At 61.8% G+C, this 14,939-nt stretch carries 15 protein-coding genes and 1 pseudogene; 12 read left to right on the top strand and 4 right to left on the bottom strand.

What is annotated here, in order from left to right; translation table 11 throughout:
- Positions 1–10: 10 nt before the first annotated feature.
- Together QK293_RS07380 and QK293_RS07375 are read right to left on the bottom strand one after the other, a co-directional pair.
- Positions 11–556: a cytochrome b gene (locus QK293_RS07380; RefSeq protein WP_282376502.1), complete on the bottom strand. Its 546-nt coding sequence runs from the start codon at positions 554–556 to the stop codon at positions 11–13.
- Positions 553–1,641, bottom strand: a complete 1,089-nt coding sequence (locus tag QK293_RS07375) for a catalase family peroxidase (RefSeq protein WP_282376501.1) — start codon at positions 1,639–1,641, stop codon at positions 553–555. Before QK293_RS07375 ends, QK293_RS07380 begins: the two co-directional genes overlap by 4 nt.
- 158 nt (positions 1,642–1,799) lie before the next feature.
- Between QK293_RS07375 and QK293_RS07370 the strand changes: the two genes are divergently transcribed.
- Positions 1,800–2,306, top strand: coding sequence for a sigma-70 family RNA polymerase sigma factor (locus tag QK293_RS07370; RefSeq protein WP_282376500.1), 507 nt, complete (start codon positions 1,800–1,802; stop codon positions 2,304–2,306).
- Complete coding sequence (locus QK293_RS07365) at positions 2,303–3,055, top strand: anti-sigma factor (protein WP_282376499.1); 753 nt, start codon at positions 2,303–2,305, stop codon at positions 3,053–3,055. Before QK293_RS07370 ends, QK293_RS07365 begins: the two co-directional genes overlap by 4 nt.
- Before the next feature lie 51 nt (positions 3,056–3,106).
- On the opposite strand, the gene QK293_RS07360 is transcribed toward QK293_RS07365, so the two are convergent.
- Entirely contained in the window at positions 3,107–3,943 is an 837-nt protein-coding gene (locus QK293_RS07360) for an IclR family transcriptional regulator (protein ID WP_282376498.1), read from the bottom strand.
- 244 nt (positions 3,944–4,187) lie between these two features.
- Between QK293_RS07360 and QK293_RS07355 the strand changes: the two genes are divergently transcribed.
- The 9 genes and pseudogenes from QK293_RS07355 to QK293_RS07315 all read left to right on the top strand — a co-directional run bounded on the left by QK293_RS07355 (position 4,188) and on the right by QK293_RS07315 (position 12,585).
- Positions 4,188–5,213: an ABC transporter ATP-binding protein gene (locus QK293_RS07355; protein ID WP_282376497.1), complete on the top strand. Its 1,026-nt coding sequence runs from the start codon at positions 4,188–4,190 to the stop codon at positions 5,211–5,213.
- On the top strand, positions 5,210–6,079 hold the full coding sequence (locus QK293_RS07350; protein WP_282376495.1) for an ABC transporter permease: 870 nt from the start codon (positions 5,210–5,212) through the stop codon (positions 6,077–6,079). The genes QK293_RS07355 and QK293_RS07350 overlap by 4 nt, the downstream gene beginning before the upstream one ends.
- A 6-nt stretch (positions 6,080–6,085) precedes the next feature.
- A complete protein-coding gene (locus QK293_RS07345; RefSeq protein ID WP_056740278.1) occupies positions 6,086–6,880 on the top strand; it encodes an ABC transporter permease in 795 nt (264 codons plus the stop codon).
- Between the two features lie 7 nt (positions 6,881–6,887).
- Positions 6,888–7,178, top strand: coding sequence for a (2Fe-2S)-binding protein (locus QK293_RS07340; protein ID WP_282376494.1), 291 nt, complete (start codon positions 6,888–6,890; stop codon positions 7,176–7,178).
- Positions 7,175–8,536, top strand: a complete 1,362-nt coding sequence (locus QK293_RS07335; RefSeq protein WP_282376493.1) for an NAD(P)/FAD-dependent oxidoreductase — start codon at positions 7,175–7,177, stop codon at positions 8,534–8,536. Before QK293_RS07340 ends, QK293_RS07335 begins: the two co-directional genes overlap by 4 nt.
- Complete coding sequence (locus QK293_RS07330; protein WP_282376492.1) at positions 8,533–9,648, top strand: FAD-dependent oxidoreductase; 1,116 nt, start codon at positions 8,533–8,535, stop codon at positions 9,646–9,648. Before QK293_RS07335 ends, QK293_RS07330 begins: the two co-directional genes overlap by 4 nt.
- A gap of 18 nt (positions 9,649–9,666) precedes the next feature.
- Complete coding sequence (locus QK293_RS07325; protein WP_282376491.1) at positions 9,667–10,728, top strand: ABC transporter substrate-binding protein; 1,062 nt, start codon at positions 9,667–9,669, stop codon at positions 10,726–10,728.
- 218 nt (positions 10,729–10,946) lie between these two features.
- Positions 10,947–11,108: pseudogene (zapE, locus tag QK293_RS07320) on the top strand (AFG1/ZapE family ATPase); the annotation flags it as partial.
- A gap of 88 nt (positions 11,109–11,196) precedes the next feature.
- Complete coding sequence (locus QK293_RS07315) at positions 11,197–12,585, top strand: leucine-rich repeat-containing protein kinase family protein (protein ID WP_282376490.1); 1,389 nt, start codon at positions 11,197–11,199, stop codon at positions 12,583–12,585.
- Here QK293_RS07315 and QK293_RS07310 read toward each other — a convergent pair.
- On the bottom strand, positions 12,582–13,289 hold the full coding sequence (locus QK293_RS07310) for a YebC/PmpR family DNA-binding transcriptional regulator (protein ID WP_282376489.1): 708 nt from the start codon (positions 13,287–13,289) through the stop codon (positions 12,582–12,584). The two genes, QK293_RS07315 and QK293_RS07310, sit on opposite strands and share 4 nt — an antisense overlap.
- 231 nt (positions 13,290–13,520) lie before the next feature.
- Here QK293_RS07310 and tssI point away from each other — a divergent pair, with 231 nt between their 5' ends.
- Complete coding sequence (tssI, locus tag QK293_RS07305; RefSeq protein ID WP_282376488.1) at positions 13,521–14,939, top strand: type VI secretion system tip protein TssI/VgrG; 1,419 nt, start codon at positions 13,521–13,523, stop codon at positions 14,937–14,939.

Here is a 14,939-nt window from a genome sequence, read left to right as displayed (position 1 = left end):
CTACAGAGGGTCATCCGCGATCCTTCCCCCGCAACATGCTGTCCAGCACCTCATCGCGGCGCACCCAACCGTGAAACAACGCCGCCGCCAAATGCAGCAGCACCGTCAAGAACAGCAAATACGCCAGATACCCGTGAGCCTTGCGCAGGAACGCAAACACCTGCGCATTCGCCGGCAGGATCGATGGCAACTGCAACGAGCTGCTGAGCATGACCGGATCCCCCGCCGCCGAAATCATCGCCCAGCCCAGCAGCGGCAGGACCAGCATCAAGGCGTACAACAAAACATGTGAAGCCTTGGCCGCCAGCACTTGCCAACCTGGCAGATCCTCCGGCAGCGGTGGCTGTCGAGTGGAAAAACGCACGCCCAGACGCACGATCACCAGCAGCAGAATCGCAACGCCCAAGGGTTTGTGCAGATGGATCAGCCACTCACGGCGCTCGGATACCGAGGCGACCATGCCCGCGCCGATAAACAGCATCGCAATGATCATCAGCGCCATCAGCCAATGCAGGAGTCGCGCTAAAGGCGCGAAGTGGTTCGGTTGAGCGCTCATTGACGAGTCTCCTGTTTATTAGCAGAGGGCAACTGGCTGACTTCGCTGGTGCGGCGCAAATAGGAAGTGGCGTAACCCGCTGAACGAGCGGCGAGCAACGGGTCGTCGGAACCTTCTATGCCGGCGGGCAGTACCAGCGGGTCGTAGTTGATGTCACGGCATTCGCCATTGAGTTGCGGCTGAGTGCTTTCGAGGACCAGGGTGCCGGCGTTCAACACTTTGCGACCGTCGGGCCAGGCTTTACTGGCGTCGTTGACCGGATCACCAGGGTTGGCCAGCGTGATGTTCAGCTGCCAACGCAGCGGCCCTGCGGAAATACGCTGAATCAAGTCTTTCTCGAGGAAATCACCCCCTTCAGGCGCCGAAGCACCCGCTGCATCCTGAGCCACTGGCACCATGCTCCAGCGCACCGCCTGTCGTTGTCCCGCAGCGTTTACCAGGTAAAACGCATTGACGCTGTTGTAGGTTTCCGTCACGTAACTGGCCGACGGCTTGGCGGTTTTGATCCAGGCCAGGAACGGTCCAGCTTCCGGATGCGAACCGAAGAACGCTGGCACGGCAGCCGGGTTCGGTTTGCCGGTGGCCGGGTCCGGCGACTGGGCTTGTTGCAATTGGTAGAACGCCTCGGGCGTGCCCACCGGGAACACCGGCATGCTGTTCATCCCGGTGCGCCACTGCTGGCCGTTGGCCTGGGTGAAACGCAGCGCCAGACTACGGATCGGCACGCTGTTGTCCGGCGCATAAGGATTGCCGGCCGGTAATGCGAAACGCCCGACCACCGGGGTCCGCGCTTCGTTGAACACCTGAGCACTGGAAAAACTGCGCGCCTCACTGCTGCTCTCGAAATGCCCGATGACGCACACGCCTTTGGAATGATTACGCCGGAAGCCGGGGTGCACCCCGTTGTTGGTCTCCAGCACATTGATCAGCTTTTTCGGCGTCAGACGCTGTGGGTCAAAGGTGCCGTTGACGTAGGCAAAAGCCCCGGCCAGGGCGGCGACGACCACGGCAATGCCAGCCAGACGGAATATCAGGCTCGCGGCACTCAAGGGTGGCCGGGTTGGCGGTGATGAGCGATCTACCATGAAAGACTCCAGGGCCATCGGCCACAAGTGAGAAGGATCAAGCAGACGAACCCCACGGCGGTTTATTCCATCGCGCGGTATTTATTTTTTCAGGCGTGGAATAACCTCGACTGCCGGGCGTCTTCCTAGTCCACAGCGTAGTGACTAGTCAGAGCTTCATGAACGATATCGACGAACAACTGAGAGAAATCATTCCCAGATTGCGCCGGTTTGCCGTGTCGTTGACGCGCAACCCCAGCAGCGCCGACGATCTGGTGCAGTCTTGCCTTGAACGCGCGCTGTCGAGTTGGGGCGACAAACGCCCCGCGGGCGACTTGCGCGCCTGGCTGTTTTCGATTCTTTATCGCCAGTTTCTCGATGCTCACCGACGCTCCCGGCGTTATGCGCGGATGCTCGAATTCATTACCGGGCGCGACGATACACAGCCATCGGTGGAGCGCACCGTAATCGCCCAATCGACGCTGCAAGCGTTCGACCAGCTCACCACCGAACAACGCGCGTTACTCCTTTGGGTGTCGGTGGAAGGCTTGAGTTATAAAGAGGTCGCCGAGATTCTCGACGTCCCCACGGGCACCGTGATGTCCCGCCTGTCCCGTGCCCGCCAGGCCTTGCGCCAACTCAGCGACGGCGAAATCACTCGCCCTTCTCTGCGGAGACTCAAATGATCAGCATGCCCCCAAGCGAGCGTGACCTGCACGCCTACGTCGACCATCAACTCAGCGATGCCGACCGACGTCTGGTGGAGACTTTCCTGGCCAGCAACGCTGAAGTGGCTGCACACGTGCGTGCCTGGCAGCAGGACGCCCAGCAATTGCGCGCGGCATTGAGCGGCGCCCTGCAGCAACCGGCCAACCTGAACCTCGACCCGGCGCTGATTCGCCAACGCCTCAAACGACAATCTCGCCGCCACCTGGCCAGCGCCGCCGTGTTGCTGATCGCGGTCAGCGTCGGCGCGCTCAGCGGTTGGCAAGCCCGGGAGATGATGCTCATCAGTGCCACGCCGCCGATGACCGATGCCCTGCAGGCCTATCGCCTGATTGCCCAGCAAGGCATCTTGCCGGCCGATTACACAATCAGCGATGACGGTGACATGCAGGGTTGGCTCGACCGCTATTTCACTCAAGCCAATCGCTTGCCTGACCTCTCGGGCGCCGGTTTCAAACCGGTCAGCGGACGCTTGCTCAGCACCGAGCAAGGGCCGGCGGCGATGGTGGTCTATGAAGATCAAAGCGGCCATAAAGTCAGCTTCTACGTCCGCCCACCGGGACCGAAAAACTACCTGTTGCCCAGAGGCAGTCGCAGCGATGGCGAGTTGCAGGCCGAGTACTGGTCGGGGGGCGGGTACAACTATGCGATGGTCAGCCCGACTGATACGCCGGCGGCGCAGTTGCTCAAACAAACCGTCCAGTTCTGACCTTGCTACCGATCGTTCCCACGCTCTGCGTGGGAACGATCGACGTAGGGGTCAGCCCTGCCCAAATACTTGGGACGGCCGGCGCAGCAACGGATCGAACGGATTGATCCGCGGCCCGATCAGCGCCGCTTCGCGCTTGAGCATTTCGACCACCGTCGGCAAGCGATCCGGCCCCAGCCGATCACTCACGGTCGCCACACTCAACGCCGCCACTGCCCGCCCTTCACGATCCAGAATCGGCACGGCCACCCCGGCCATGCCCTGCAACACGCCCGTGTTGCGCCCGGCGTAACCCAGTTTGCGCACATTCTCGACTTCCGAACGCAGGAACACCTCGTCGTACAGGTGAAAATCCTTGAGCCTCGGCAAGTTGTAGTGAATCACCGTATCCCGTTCTTCCTCCGGCAAAAACGCCAGAATCGCCAGGCTGCCCTGCCCCACACCCAGTGCTACGCGCCCGCCGATGTCACCGGTAAACGTGCGGATCGGAAACGGCCCTTCGCTGCGGTCCAGGCAGATCGCATCAAAACCACTGCGCGCCAGCAAAAACAACGAATCCCCCAACGACGCCGACAGCCGCAGCAGCGCCGGGCGCACTAGTTCGCGCAGGTTTGCGGTATTCCCGGCACGGGCCGCCAGGGCGAAAAACTCCAGACTCAAGCGATAGCGTTTGCTGCGCGCATCCTGCTCGACCATGCCCTCATCCATCAGGCTGCGCAGCAATCGGTGCGTGGTCGGTTGTGACAAACCGACGCGCTGGGCCAGTTGCGTCACGCGCTCCCCGCCCTCGACGGTGTCACCCAGACTGCGCAGCACGGCAAACAGTCTGGAGACCGCGCCAACACCGACATCACTTTTGCTTTCATTCCGCTCAATGGAATCTGTCATGGGTTTTCTCGATTATTAATTTACTCACCGAATGAAACTTAAAATAGCCATCGCTTCAGTGAAATAGACCATTGAGCCCATCCTATTCTTCGTCCTACTCTGCGTCCAGACAGGGGCGATTCGAACAACAGCGGCAGCCGACCCAAGTCGAGCGCCAACGCCCCCCGCAAGATCTTTTCGTATCTGCCCATACAAAAAAGCGCGACCTCAGGCCGCGCATAACAATCCCAGGTGGAGCGCAGTTATGGCTTTTGTGCAACTTGAAGGACTCGGCAAACGTTACGGCGAGATCGACGCCGTCGTTGCCACCGACCTCTCGGTCGAGAAAGGCGAGTTCGTCTCGCTGCTCGGCCCCTCCGGATGCGGCAAAACCACCACCCTGCAAATGATTGCCGGCTTCGTCGAAGTCAGCAGCGGACGCATTCTGCTGGACGGTCGCGACATCACCCACGCCAAACCCGCCAGCCGCGGCTTGGGCGTGGTGTTCCAGAGTTACGCGCTGTTCCCGCACATGACGGTGAAAGACAACGTCGCCTTCGGCCTCCGCATGCGCAAAGTGGCCAACGGCGAATTGCAGCAGCGGGTGGACCGGGTGCTGAAACTGGTGCGTCTGAACCCGCATGCCGAGCGCTACCCGCGAGAACTCTCCGGCGGCCAGCGTCAACGTGTTGCGTTGGCTCGAGCCCTGGTGATCGAGCCCCCGGTGCTGCTGCTTGATGAGCCGCTGTCCAACCTCGACGCCAACCTGCGCGAAGAGATGCAGTTCGAAATCCGCCGCATCCAGCGCGAAGTCGGGATCACCACGCTGATGGTCACCCATGACCAGTCCGAAGCGCTGTCTATCAGCGACCGGGTGGTGGTGATGCAGGCTGGGCGTATCACCCAGATCGACGCGCCCTACACCCTCTACGAACACCCGCGCACCGAATTCATTTCCGGTTTCGTCGGCAAGGCCAATCTGCTGCCCGGCGAGCGGGACAGCGCCGGTGGCGTTCAGGTGTGCAGTCGCGGTGACGGCGAACTGACCCTGAGTCTGCGCCCGGAAAAAATCGATTTGCGCGACGCAGGCCATGGCCGGCTGCAAGGCAAGATCGTCAGTCGCTTCTTTCTCGGCAGCCAATGGCTGTACGGCGTATCGACGACCCTGGGCGAACTCAGCGTGGTGCGCCGCAACGACGGTTCGGCACCGCTGACCGAAGGCACGGCGGTCGGCCTCGATTGGGACGCAACGTTGCTGCGGGTACTGAGTGTCGACGAGGTGCCGGCATGAGTACGCTTGCCGCCATTCGCCAGGGACGCCAGGGCTATTGGCTGTCGACTCCGGCCCTGACCTTGTACCTTGGGTTGCTGGTTATCCCGCTGCTGCTGACTTTGGTGTTGTCATTCAACGTTTTCGACTACAGCTCTGGGATCAACGGCGACGCCTACACCCTCGACCACTACAGCAGCCTGCTGGGCGACCCGTACTTCTACGAAATCTTTCTGCGCACGATGTGGATCAGCGCCCTGACCACCCTGCTCTGCGTGGTGATCGGCGTGCCCGAGGCCTACATCCTCAGCCGCATGGGCGCACCGTGGCGCTCGATTTTCCTGATTCTGATCCTAACCCCGTTGCTGATTTCGGTGGTGGTGCGCGCTTTTGGCTGGAGCCTGTTGCTGGGTGCCGACGGCCTGGTCAACCAGACCCTGCAAGCCTTCGGCGGCTCGCCGATGAAATTGCTTTACACACCGTTTGCGGTGGTGATCGCGCTGGTCCACGTGATGCTGCCGTTCATGATTATTCCGGTCTGGACCTCGTTGCAAAAACTCGATCCGGCCGCCGAGCAGGCCGCGATGTCCCTCGGCGCCAGCCACTTCACCGTGATGCGCCAAGTGGTGTTGCCCCAGATCATGCCCGGCGTGCTCTCCGGCACGTTGATCGTGTTCGGTCTCGCCGCCAGTTCGTTTGCGATTCCCGGCCTGCTCGGCGGACGCCGACTGAAAATGGTCGCCACGCTGATCTACGACCAATACCTGTCAGAGCTCAACTGGCCGATGGGCGCGGCCATCGCCGTGGCCCTGCTGTTGCTCAACCTGCTGATCATGCTGTCGTGGAACCGGATGATCGAAGGCCGCTACAAGAAGTCATTGGGATAACTCGTCATGTCCAAGAACGGTCCTTTCGCCCTGCTGTTCCATACCCTGGTGGTGCTGTTTATGTTGGCGCCACTGGTGGTGGTCTGCCTCGTGGCCTTCACCCCGGAAAACACCCTGAGCCTGCCGACCACGGAGTTTTCCCTGCGCTGGTTTCGCGCGGTGTTCGAGCGTGCAGACTTTGTCGATGCGTTCTACAACAGCCTGATCCTGGCGTTCTGCGCCGCCAGTCTGGCGACGCTGATTGCGGTGCCGGCGGCGCTGGCGATCACGCGGTTCGAGTTCCCCGGTCGGGACTTTTTCAACGGTCTGTTCCTGTCGCCGATCATCATTCCGCACCTGGTGCTCGGCGTGGCGCTGCTGCGGTTGTTTGCGCTGATGGGCGTCAACGGCAGCTTTGCCTGGCTGATCTTCGCCCACGTGCTGGTGATTACACCGTACGTGTTACGACTGGTGCTGGCGTCGGCCATCGGCCTGGATCGCAGCGCCGAACACGCCGCGCAATCGCTCGGTGCCGGGCGCTTCACGCTGTTCCGGGAAATCACCTTGCCGATGATTCTGCCGGGGGTCGCCGGTGGCTGGCTGCTGGCGTTCATCAACAGTTTCGATGAGGTCACGCTGTCGATCTTCGTCACCTCGCCGGCCACGCAAACCCTGCCGGTGCGCATGTACGTGTACGCCACCGAATCCATCGATCCGATGATGGCAGCGGTGTCGGCACTGGTGATTGCGCTGACCGCGCTGACGATGATTCTGCTTGATCGGGTCTACGGTCTCGATCGGGTTCTGGTGGGCAAACAATGAGGGCGCCATGGCTCTGCTGAAACGACTGGCCGAAGGCGACCGCCCGGCCCTGGACTTTACCCTCGACGGCCAACCGGCCACCGGCCTGCTCGGCGACACCTTGCTGACGGCGGTGCTGACCTGCAGCGACCACTTGCGCGGCAGCGACTTCAGCGCCGAACCCCGCGCCGGGTTTTGCATGATGGGTGCCTGTCAGGACTGCTGGGTTCGACTGGGCGATGGCCGACGGGTGCGCGCCTGCTCAACGTTGCTCGAAGCCGGCCAGCAGATCAGCCGCGAACCGGGGCGACATTTATGAGCGAACCTTCGGTGGTCATCATCGGTGCCGGTCCGGCCGGTATTCGTGCAGCGCAGACACTGGTTGCCCATGGCATTCGACCTGTCCTTCTGGACGAAGCAGCGCGTGGTGGCGGACAGATTTATCGGCGGCAACCGGCAAACTTCAAGCGTTCACCGGACAAGTTGTATGGCTTCGAAGCCGGCAAGGCCAGTGTGTTGCACCAGACGATCGACGCGCTGCGCGAGCAACTCGATTACCGTCCCGAGACCTTGGTATGGAACGCCGAGGACGGCGCGCTCGACACTTTGCATGAGGGTCGCGCCGCACGGCTGGCGTTCTCCCGAGTGATCGTCGCCACGGGCGCAACCGACCGGATTTTGCCGGTACCGGGCTGGACCCTTCCGGGGGTTTACAGCCTGGGCGCGGCGCAGATCGCCCTCAAGTTTCAAGGCTGCGCCATTGGCGAACGGGTGGTGTTCGCCGGCAGTGGTCCGTTGCTGTACCTGGTGGCTTATCAATACGCCAAGGCCGGCGCCAAGGTGGTCGCGGTGCTCGACAGTTCGCCGCTCAGCGCCCAGGCCCGCGCCCTGCCCGGCCTGATCTCGCAACCGTCCACGCTGGCAAAAGGCATCTATTACCGCAGCTGGCTGACCGCCCACGGCATCCCGGTATATCAGGGCGCAATCCTGAAACGCATCAATGGCGAACAACGTGTGCAGTCGTTGAACTGGTCCAACTCAAAGGGTGAACAGCAACTCGATTGCGACGCCGTCGCCTTCGCCCACGGCCTGCGCAGTGAAACCCAACTCGCCGATTTGCTCCGCTGTGAGTTCACTTGGAACCCGATCAACCGCGCCTGGCTGCCGCAACGTGACAGCGCCGGTCGCAGCAGTGTCGCCGAGGTTTACCTGGCCGGTGACGGCGCCGGCATCATGGGCGCCGATGCTGCGGAGATGGCCGGCGAACGCGCCGCCCTGGCATTGCTGGAGGACATCGGTTACCTGATCCCGGCGCAACGTCGTGCGCAATTGGAACGGGCGCTGGGACGGATCGATACCTTCCGCCAAGGCCTGGAACGGGCCTTCGTCTTTCCCGAGAACTGGGCCGCCGATGCCCCGAATGATTTGATGATTTGCCGCTGCGAAGAAGTGCGGGCCGGTGACATCCGCCAAGTCGTGCGGGAGGGCCATTGGGAGATCAACCGGGTCAAGGCCCATTGCCGGGTCGGCATGGGCCGTTGCCAAGGCCGGATGTGTGGCGCCGCCGCCGCGGAAATCATTGCCTGCGAAAGCCAGCGATCCGTGTCCGACATCGGTCGACTGCGGGCTCAGGCCCCGATCAAACCGCTACCGTTTGGCCTGGAGGTCGAATCATGATCGAGGTCGATGCCGTCATCATTGGCGGCGGCATTGTCGGTGCCTCGGCCGCTCTCTTTTTGAGCAAGGCCGGGCGTCGCGTCGCACTGCTGGAGCGGGATTTTTGCGGTTCGCATTCCAGCGGCGTGAACTACGGCGGCGTGCGGCGTCAGGGGCGACCACTGTCGCAACTGCCGCTGTCGCAACGGGCGCACGACATCTGGGGGCAGCTACCGCAGCTGATTGGCATCGACGGCGAGTATCAACGCAGTGGCCACCTGAAACTGGCCCGCAGCCTCAGCGATCTGCATGCGTTGCAAGACTATGCCGCCGGCAGTCAGGGCTTTGGCCTCGATTTGCAGGTGCTCGAGCGCAGTGAATTGCGTGCACGTTTTCCGTGGGTCGGCGAGGTGGCGGTCGGTGCCTCGTTTTGCCCCGATGACGGTCACGCCAATCCGCGACTGGTCTCCCCGGCGTTTGCCCGGGCGGCGCGTCGGCATGGCGCGCAGGTCCATGAACAATGCCCGGTGGCGGCGGTAGAACACGACGATCAGCGCTTTCGCGTCAGCACGCAAACCGGTCTCGAACTGCACGCTCCCTGGCTGCTGAACTGCGCCGGCGCGTGGGCCGGCAGCCTGGCAGCACAATTCGGCGAACCGGTGCCGATGCACGCCGGACACCCGGCGATGCTGGTCACCGAGCCGTTGCCGTTGGTAATGAATGCCAGCACCGGGGTCGAGGGCGGCGGTATCTATGCCCGTCAGGTCGCGCGCGGCAATTGCGTGTTGGGCGGTGGCCAGGGTTTTGCCCTCGACGACGCCCGCGCCCGGCCCGGTCAGCACGCGGTGATCGAGATCCTGCGTCAGGCCGTCGAGCTCTACCCGTTTCTCGAAGGCGCCCAGGCGATTCGCACCTGGAGCGGCACCGAAGGTTACCTGCCCGATCGCCAACCGGTGATCGGCCACAGTGGCACTCAACCCGGTCTGTTGCACGCATTCGGCTTTGCCGGTGCGGGCTTTCAGATCGGGCCTGCGGTGGGCCAGGCGCTCACCGACATCATCTGCAGCGGCGCCGCAAAAACGTCGCTGGATGCGTTTTCCATCACCCGGTTTCACTCCATCTCCGTAGCTTGATAGAGGAAGGTCGCGCCAATGAATAACGTCAAACGCAGTGCACTGCTCGGTTTGTCATGGCTTAGTTTTTCTAGCTTGGGCGCCCTACTCCCGGTCACCCAGGCCCAGGCCGAACCGACGCTTTATCTGGGCATGAACGGCGGGACCATGGAGCGGCTCTACGCCGACAAGGTGCTGCCGGTTTTCGAGAAGGCCAACAACGTCAACGTGGTGATTGTGCCCGGCACCTCCGCCGATATTCTGGCCAAGGTCCAGGCCAGCAAAGGCAACCCGCAGATGCACGTGATGTTCCTCGACGACGGCATCATGTACCGCGCCATCGCCATGGGGCTGTGCGACAAACTCGAAGACAGCGCACCGCTGGCGCAGATTCCGGCCAAGGGCCGCATCAAGGATCAAGCGGTGGCGGTCAGCCTCGGCGTGACCGGACTGGCGTACAACACGCGGTTGTTCAAGGAGAAAGGCTGGACCGCGCCGACCTCGTGGATGGACATGGCCGACCCGCGCTTCAAGGACAAACTGGTGTTCCAATCGATGGCCTCCTCGACCTTCGGTCTGCACGGTTTCCTGATGTTCAACCGGATTCAGGGCGGCAGCGAAACCGACGTCGAGCCGGGGTTCAAAGCCTGGCCGAAGACTGTCGGGCGCAACGTGCTGGAGTACATCCCTAGCTCGGCGAAGATCTCCGAAATGCTTCAGACCGACGAAGCGGCGCTGTTCCCGCTCACGCCGACCCAGGTCACCGCTCTGAAACTCAAGGGCATGCCGGTGGAGTATGCGCAGCCGAAGGAAGGTGCCGTGGTGCTCAACATTGCCGAATGCACCATCGCTAACAACACCCAACCGGAACTGGCGCAGAAACTCGCCGCCTTCTTGCTGACGCCTGAAGCCCTGGCCGCCGCGCTTGAAGACGGCGACCAGATCCCGTCCAACCCCACTACCCCGACCACCGACAAGACGCGCGGTCAGGTCGAGGCGATGAAACAGTACCTGACCACGGCCATTGCAATCGATTGGGATCAGGTCAACGAACAGCGCCCGGCGTGGAATGCACGGTGGAATCGCAGTATCGAGCGGTAACTGACAAACACCCCATAACTTTCAGCAGGAACGCAATCGATGTAGCAGCTGCCGAGCCTGCGAGGTTGCGTTCGGCTGCACAGCAGTCGCCCATCCATTCCCTGTGGTTTACCTGAATGACCGCGGTGTTTGGTTTTACGACTGCTTCGTCCGAACGCGGCCCGAACCGAACGCAGCCTCGCAGGCTCGGCAGCTGCTACAGGTTGGGGGCTGGCGAGTTTGTGCATGGCACCGTGGGTCGCGGCAAGAGCTGGCTGCTCGACGGGTTTTTCCAGGCCATTCCCATCGCGGAAAAACAGCGCCTGCATTTTCATGAGTTGTTTGCGCAACTGCACCAAGGGATGTTCAGTCATCGCGATCAGCCCGATGCGCTGAAAACCCTGCCTGACAGACACCACACTTTTCCGGCTATCATGTCGCCCTTTCTATGGCCCCCGCGCCTCCTCTCGATCAATAGTGGATCTGTTCATGGATACCCTTGCCCAACTGCGCGCCGGCCAACTGTCGGGCATCACACGCCTGGACCTCACCGGCGGCCTGACGGAGTTTCCGCGAGAAATCTTCGACCTGGCGGACTCGCTGGAAGTCCTCAACCTCAGTGGCAATGCCTTGAGCAGCCTGCCGGACGACTTGCACCGCCTGACCCGTTTGCGCGTGCTGTTTTGCTCGGACAATCTGTTTACCGAACTGCCCGACTGCCTGGGCCAATGCGCCGCACTGACGATGGTCGGCTTCAAGGCCAACCGCATCGAACGCGTGCCAGGCGCCGCCCTGCCACCGTTGTTGCGCTGGCTGATCCTGACCGATAACGGCATCACTGAGTTGCCCGCCGAGCTGGGTGAACGCCCGCACCTGCAAAAACTCATGCTTGCTGGCAACCGCTTGCAGCGTTTGCCCGAGAGCTTGCGTCATTGCCATCGACTCGAACTGATCCGCATCGCCGCCAATCGGTTGACCGAGTTGCCCGAGTGGCTGCTGTCCCTGCCGAGCCTGACCTGGCTGGCGTACGCCGGTAACCCGCTGGAGACCGAAGCCGATGCGGCCGCCCTCGAAGCCACGCCCCACATTCCCTGGTCCGAACTGCGCCTGGAGCAGCAACTGGGCGAAGGCGCGTCGGGGGTGATTCATCGGGCAATGTGGGATCGACCGGGCCAACTGGCCACACAGGTTGCAGTCAAACTCTACAAAGGCGAAATGACCAGCGATGGCTCGCCGTTGCACGAAATGAACGCCTGCATCACCGCAGGTTGCCACCCCAACCTGATCCGGATTGAAGGGCGAGTCGTTGGGCATCCAGAAGCCCAGGCCGGGCTGGTGATGCATCTGATCGATCCGAGCTATCGCAATCTGTCCGGGCTGCCGAGCCTGGCGTCATGTACCCGCGACGTTTACGCCAACGACACCCGGTTCAGCGTCGGCGTGGCCTTGCGCATCGCCTCTGGCATCGCCTCGGCGGCCGAACATTTGCACCAACAGGGCATCACCCACGGCGACCTCTACGGCCATAACATTTTGTGGAACGAGCACGGTGATTGCCTGCTGGGGGATTTTGGCGCGGCGTCTTTCCATGCCACCTCGGACAGCCTTGAAAGCCGTGCGCTGCAACGGATCGAGGTGCGGGCGTTTGGTGTTTTGCTGGGGGAATTGTTGGAGCGGATCGACTCGGGGCTGAGCGATGAAGGTCGTGCGCAGCTGGAGCAGTTGCAGGAGCGCTGCTGTCAGCCGCAGGTGCTGACGCGACCGGGGTTCAGCGAGCTTGTTCAGGCACTGACGGTATTGGCTTCAACCACTGGAAGCCAATACAAACCTGTGGCGAGGGGCCTCGCCACAGGTCATCACACGCTCGAAGCGGTTTAACCCGCCAACCCGACAAACATGTCCTGCACGTCATCGTGGTTATCGAGGCCTTCGAGGAAGGCTTCGACTTCAGCCATCTGCTCATCACTCAGACCGCTGACCGGGTTTTTCGGCTGATAACCCAGCTTGGCCGACAGCACAGTAAAACCTTGCTCGGGCAGGGCTTTCTGTACCGAATCCAGGTCCGCAGGCTCGGTCAGGAACAGGGTCGTGCCCTCTTCTTCGCCCGGTTCGAAATCCTGGGCGCCGGCTTCGATGGCGGCCATTTCCGGATCGGCATCCGGGCTGTCCGGCGAGGCCTCGATCATGCCCACATGGTTGAAGTCCCAGGTCACCGAGCCGGAAGCGCCCAATTGGCCTTTGCGGAACGCGACGCGGATTTCAGCGACGGTACGGTTGATGTTGTCGGTCACGCATTCGACGATCAGCGGCACCTGATGCGGTGCGAAGCCTTCATAGGTCACGCGATGGTATTGCACGGTTTCGCCGAGCTGGCCGGAGCCTTTCTTGATCGCGCGTTCCAGGGTTTCGCGGGGCATCGAAGCCTTTTTCGCCTGTTCGACCACCAGACGCAGGTGCGCGTTGGTCGCGACATCGGCACCGTTACGGGCAGCAATGGTGATTTCCTTCACCAGTTTGCCGAAGATCTTGCCCTTGGCGTTAGACGCCGCTTCTTTGTGTTTAACCTTCCACTGTGCGCCCATCACTCACTCTCTTATCTGTGGCGCCGAGACATCTATTGGCCGACGCTTTGCGCAAGTTTATACGGCCTAAAGTTGGCAATCGACCAAAAAATCCACCCTGTTCACCGACATGGTGAATCGACATCTTCACCGGCAGTTGTAGGGCGATTCTGAAACTTCGATTTGCGGTGACCATAAAGGGCTGTGGTTTCGTACCCTCTGCGCCCGAATTCCATGGCAGAAGCGCGTTCGATGCACAACGACAAGGAAAGTCCCTTCACCCTGACACTCCTCGACGGCGATTTGAGTTTGCAGGTGTTGCAGTTCAATGGCCGAGAAGCCCTCAACCAACCCTATCGATTCGACATCGAAGTGATCGGCCTGGCGCCGGCCATGAACCTCGACCGATTGCTGCAACAGCCGGTGTTCCTCAGCCTGATGGAGGGCCAGGGTATTCACGGCGTCCTTCACAGTGCCAGTCGCGAGCATCGCGGCCCCCACCGGATCGGCTACAAACTGGTGCTGGTGCCCTACCTTCAATGGCTCGACCGGCAGCGTTTACGCCGCGTCTTTCATCACCTCAGCGTACCGATGATCCTGCGCCAACTGCTGGAAGAACATGATGTGCCCGAGGGGAGCTATCGCTTCGAGTTATCCAACGGGCACTATCCGCTCCGGCCTTTTTGCATTCAGTACGAGGAGAGCGATCTGGCATTGCTGCAACGGCTGTGTGAAGAAGAAGGCATTCACTATCACTTCGAACATCAGCGCGACAGGCATGTGCTGGTCCTGGCCGATGACAGCCTGAGTTTCCCCCAGGAACCCGTCCTTACGCCTTACCAGGGCAACGCGCCCGAAGACAATGACGTGCCGGTGATCAGTGAGTTGTTCCAGCGCCATGACTCGCCGCACTCGCCCTCACGACTGCCAACCAGAAACCGTGGCTCGCAAAACCCCGACGAGGGCGCGGCCAACCACGCTTTCACCCGACCCTTGCCGGTGATGGCCCGTCCCGCTCCCGAGCACCTCCATCGCGATCATCTGAGCCGACGACAACTGGAGCGTCTGCGTTGCCAGCACGTGCAAATCCACGGCCAAAGCAACCACAGCGCGTTGCGCAGCGCACGGATTGTGCAAGTGTCAGCGCATCCCCTATCGAGCTTCAACGATCAATGGCTGCTCACCGAAACCCGTCATCAGGGGCAACAGCCTTCGATTCTCGCCGCCGACAAACCCGTGACTGTCCGCCATTACCGCAATCAGTTCATCGCCATTCCCTGGTCAACGGTATTCAGGCCGGCGCTCACACAGACCCGGCCGAGCATCCCGGGCTATCAGCCGGCGCGGGTGCTTGGCCCTGCCGGACAGCCCGCTGTGATGGATGAGCGAGGGCAAGTGCAGGTCAGGCTGTGGCCAACAACGGAACCGGATGAATCTGCGGGTATCTGGCTACCCGTGGCCCTCGCAGCGCCGGACGGTCGGATTGACCCGTCCAGACTGCCAAGGGCCGGCAGCGATGTACTCATCAGTTTTCTCGACAGCGACCCGGACCGGCCGGTGCTGTGCGTCGGTATGGGCCATCACCCGCGCACCAGGCCTGCTCCCGAGCTACGCGGCGATAGCCACTTGCTGCTCGATTGGCTGGTCAATCGCTCGGACCTCGCCCCCTGA

This window comes from Pseudomonas sp. AL03, from assembly GCF_029960815.1.
Classification (GTDB): domain Bacteria; phylum Pseudomonadota; class Gammaproteobacteria; order Pseudomonadales; family Pseudomonadaceae; genus Aquipseudomonas.
Note: the sequence above shows the minus strand (reverse complement) of the source record. Positions and strands in the feature narration are given on the sequence as shown.

What these genes read in the sequence shown, in the direction of transcription:
- QK293_RS07380 (WP_282376502.1), bottom strand. Translation starts at nt 556, where the DNA reads ATGAGCGCTCAACCGAACCACTTCGCGCCTTTAGCGCGACTCCTGCAT.
- QK293_RS07375 (WP_282376501.1), bottom strand. Translation starts at nt 1,641, where the DNA reads ATGGTAGATCGCTCATCACCGCCAACCCGGCCACCCTTGAGTGCCGCG.
- QK293_RS07370 (WP_282376500.1), top strand. Translation starts at nt 1,800, where the DNA reads ATGAACGATATCGACGAACAACTGAGAGAAATCATTCCCAGATTGCGC.
- QK293_RS07365 (WP_282376499.1), top strand. Translation starts at nt 2,303, where the DNA reads ATGATCAGCATGCCCCCAAGCGAGCGTGACCTGCACGCCTACGTCGAC.
- QK293_RS07360 (WP_282376498.1), bottom strand. Translation starts at nt 3,943, where the DNA reads ATGACAGATTCCATTGAGCGGAATGAAAGCAAAAGTGATGTCGGTGTT.
- QK293_RS07355 (WP_282376497.1), top strand. Translation starts at nt 4,188, where the DNA reads ATGGCTTTTGTGCAACTTGAAGGACTCGGCAAACGTTACGGCGAGATC.
- QK293_RS07350 (WP_282376495.1), top strand. Translation starts at nt 5,210, where the DNA reads ATGAGTACGCTTGCCGCCATTCGCCAGGGACGCCAGGGCTATTGGCTG.
- QK293_RS07345 (WP_056740278.1), top strand. Translation starts at nt 6,086, where the DNA reads ATGTCCAAGAACGGTCCTTTCGCCCTGCTGTTCCATACCCTGGTGGTG.
- QK293_RS07340 (WP_282376494.1), top strand. Translation starts at nt 6,888, where the DNA reads ATGGCTCTGCTGAAACGACTGGCCGAAGGCGACCGCCCGGCCCTGGAC.
- QK293_RS07335 (WP_282376493.1), top strand. Translation starts at nt 7,175, where the DNA reads ATGAGCGAACCTTCGGTGGTCATCATCGGTGCCGGTCCGGCCGGTATT.
- QK293_RS07330 (WP_282376492.1), top strand. Translation starts at nt 8,533, where the DNA reads ATGATCGAGGTCGATGCCGTCATCATTGGCGGCGGCATTGTCGGTGCC.
- QK293_RS07325 (WP_282376491.1), top strand. Translation starts at nt 9,667, where the DNA reads ATGAATAACGTCAAACGCAGTGCACTGCTCGGTTTGTCATGGCTTAGT.
- QK293_RS07315 (WP_282376490.1), top strand. Translation starts at nt 11,197, where the DNA reads ATGGATACCCTTGCCCAACTGCGCGCCGGCCAACTGTCGGGCATCACA.
- QK293_RS07310 (WP_282376489.1), bottom strand. Translation starts at nt 13,289, where the DNA reads ATGGGCGCACAGTGGAAGGTTAAACACAAAGAAGCGGCGTCTAACGCC.
- tssI (WP_282376488.1), top strand. Translation starts at nt 13,521, where the DNA reads ATGCACAACGACAAGGAAAGTCCCTTCACCCTGACACTCCTCGACGGC.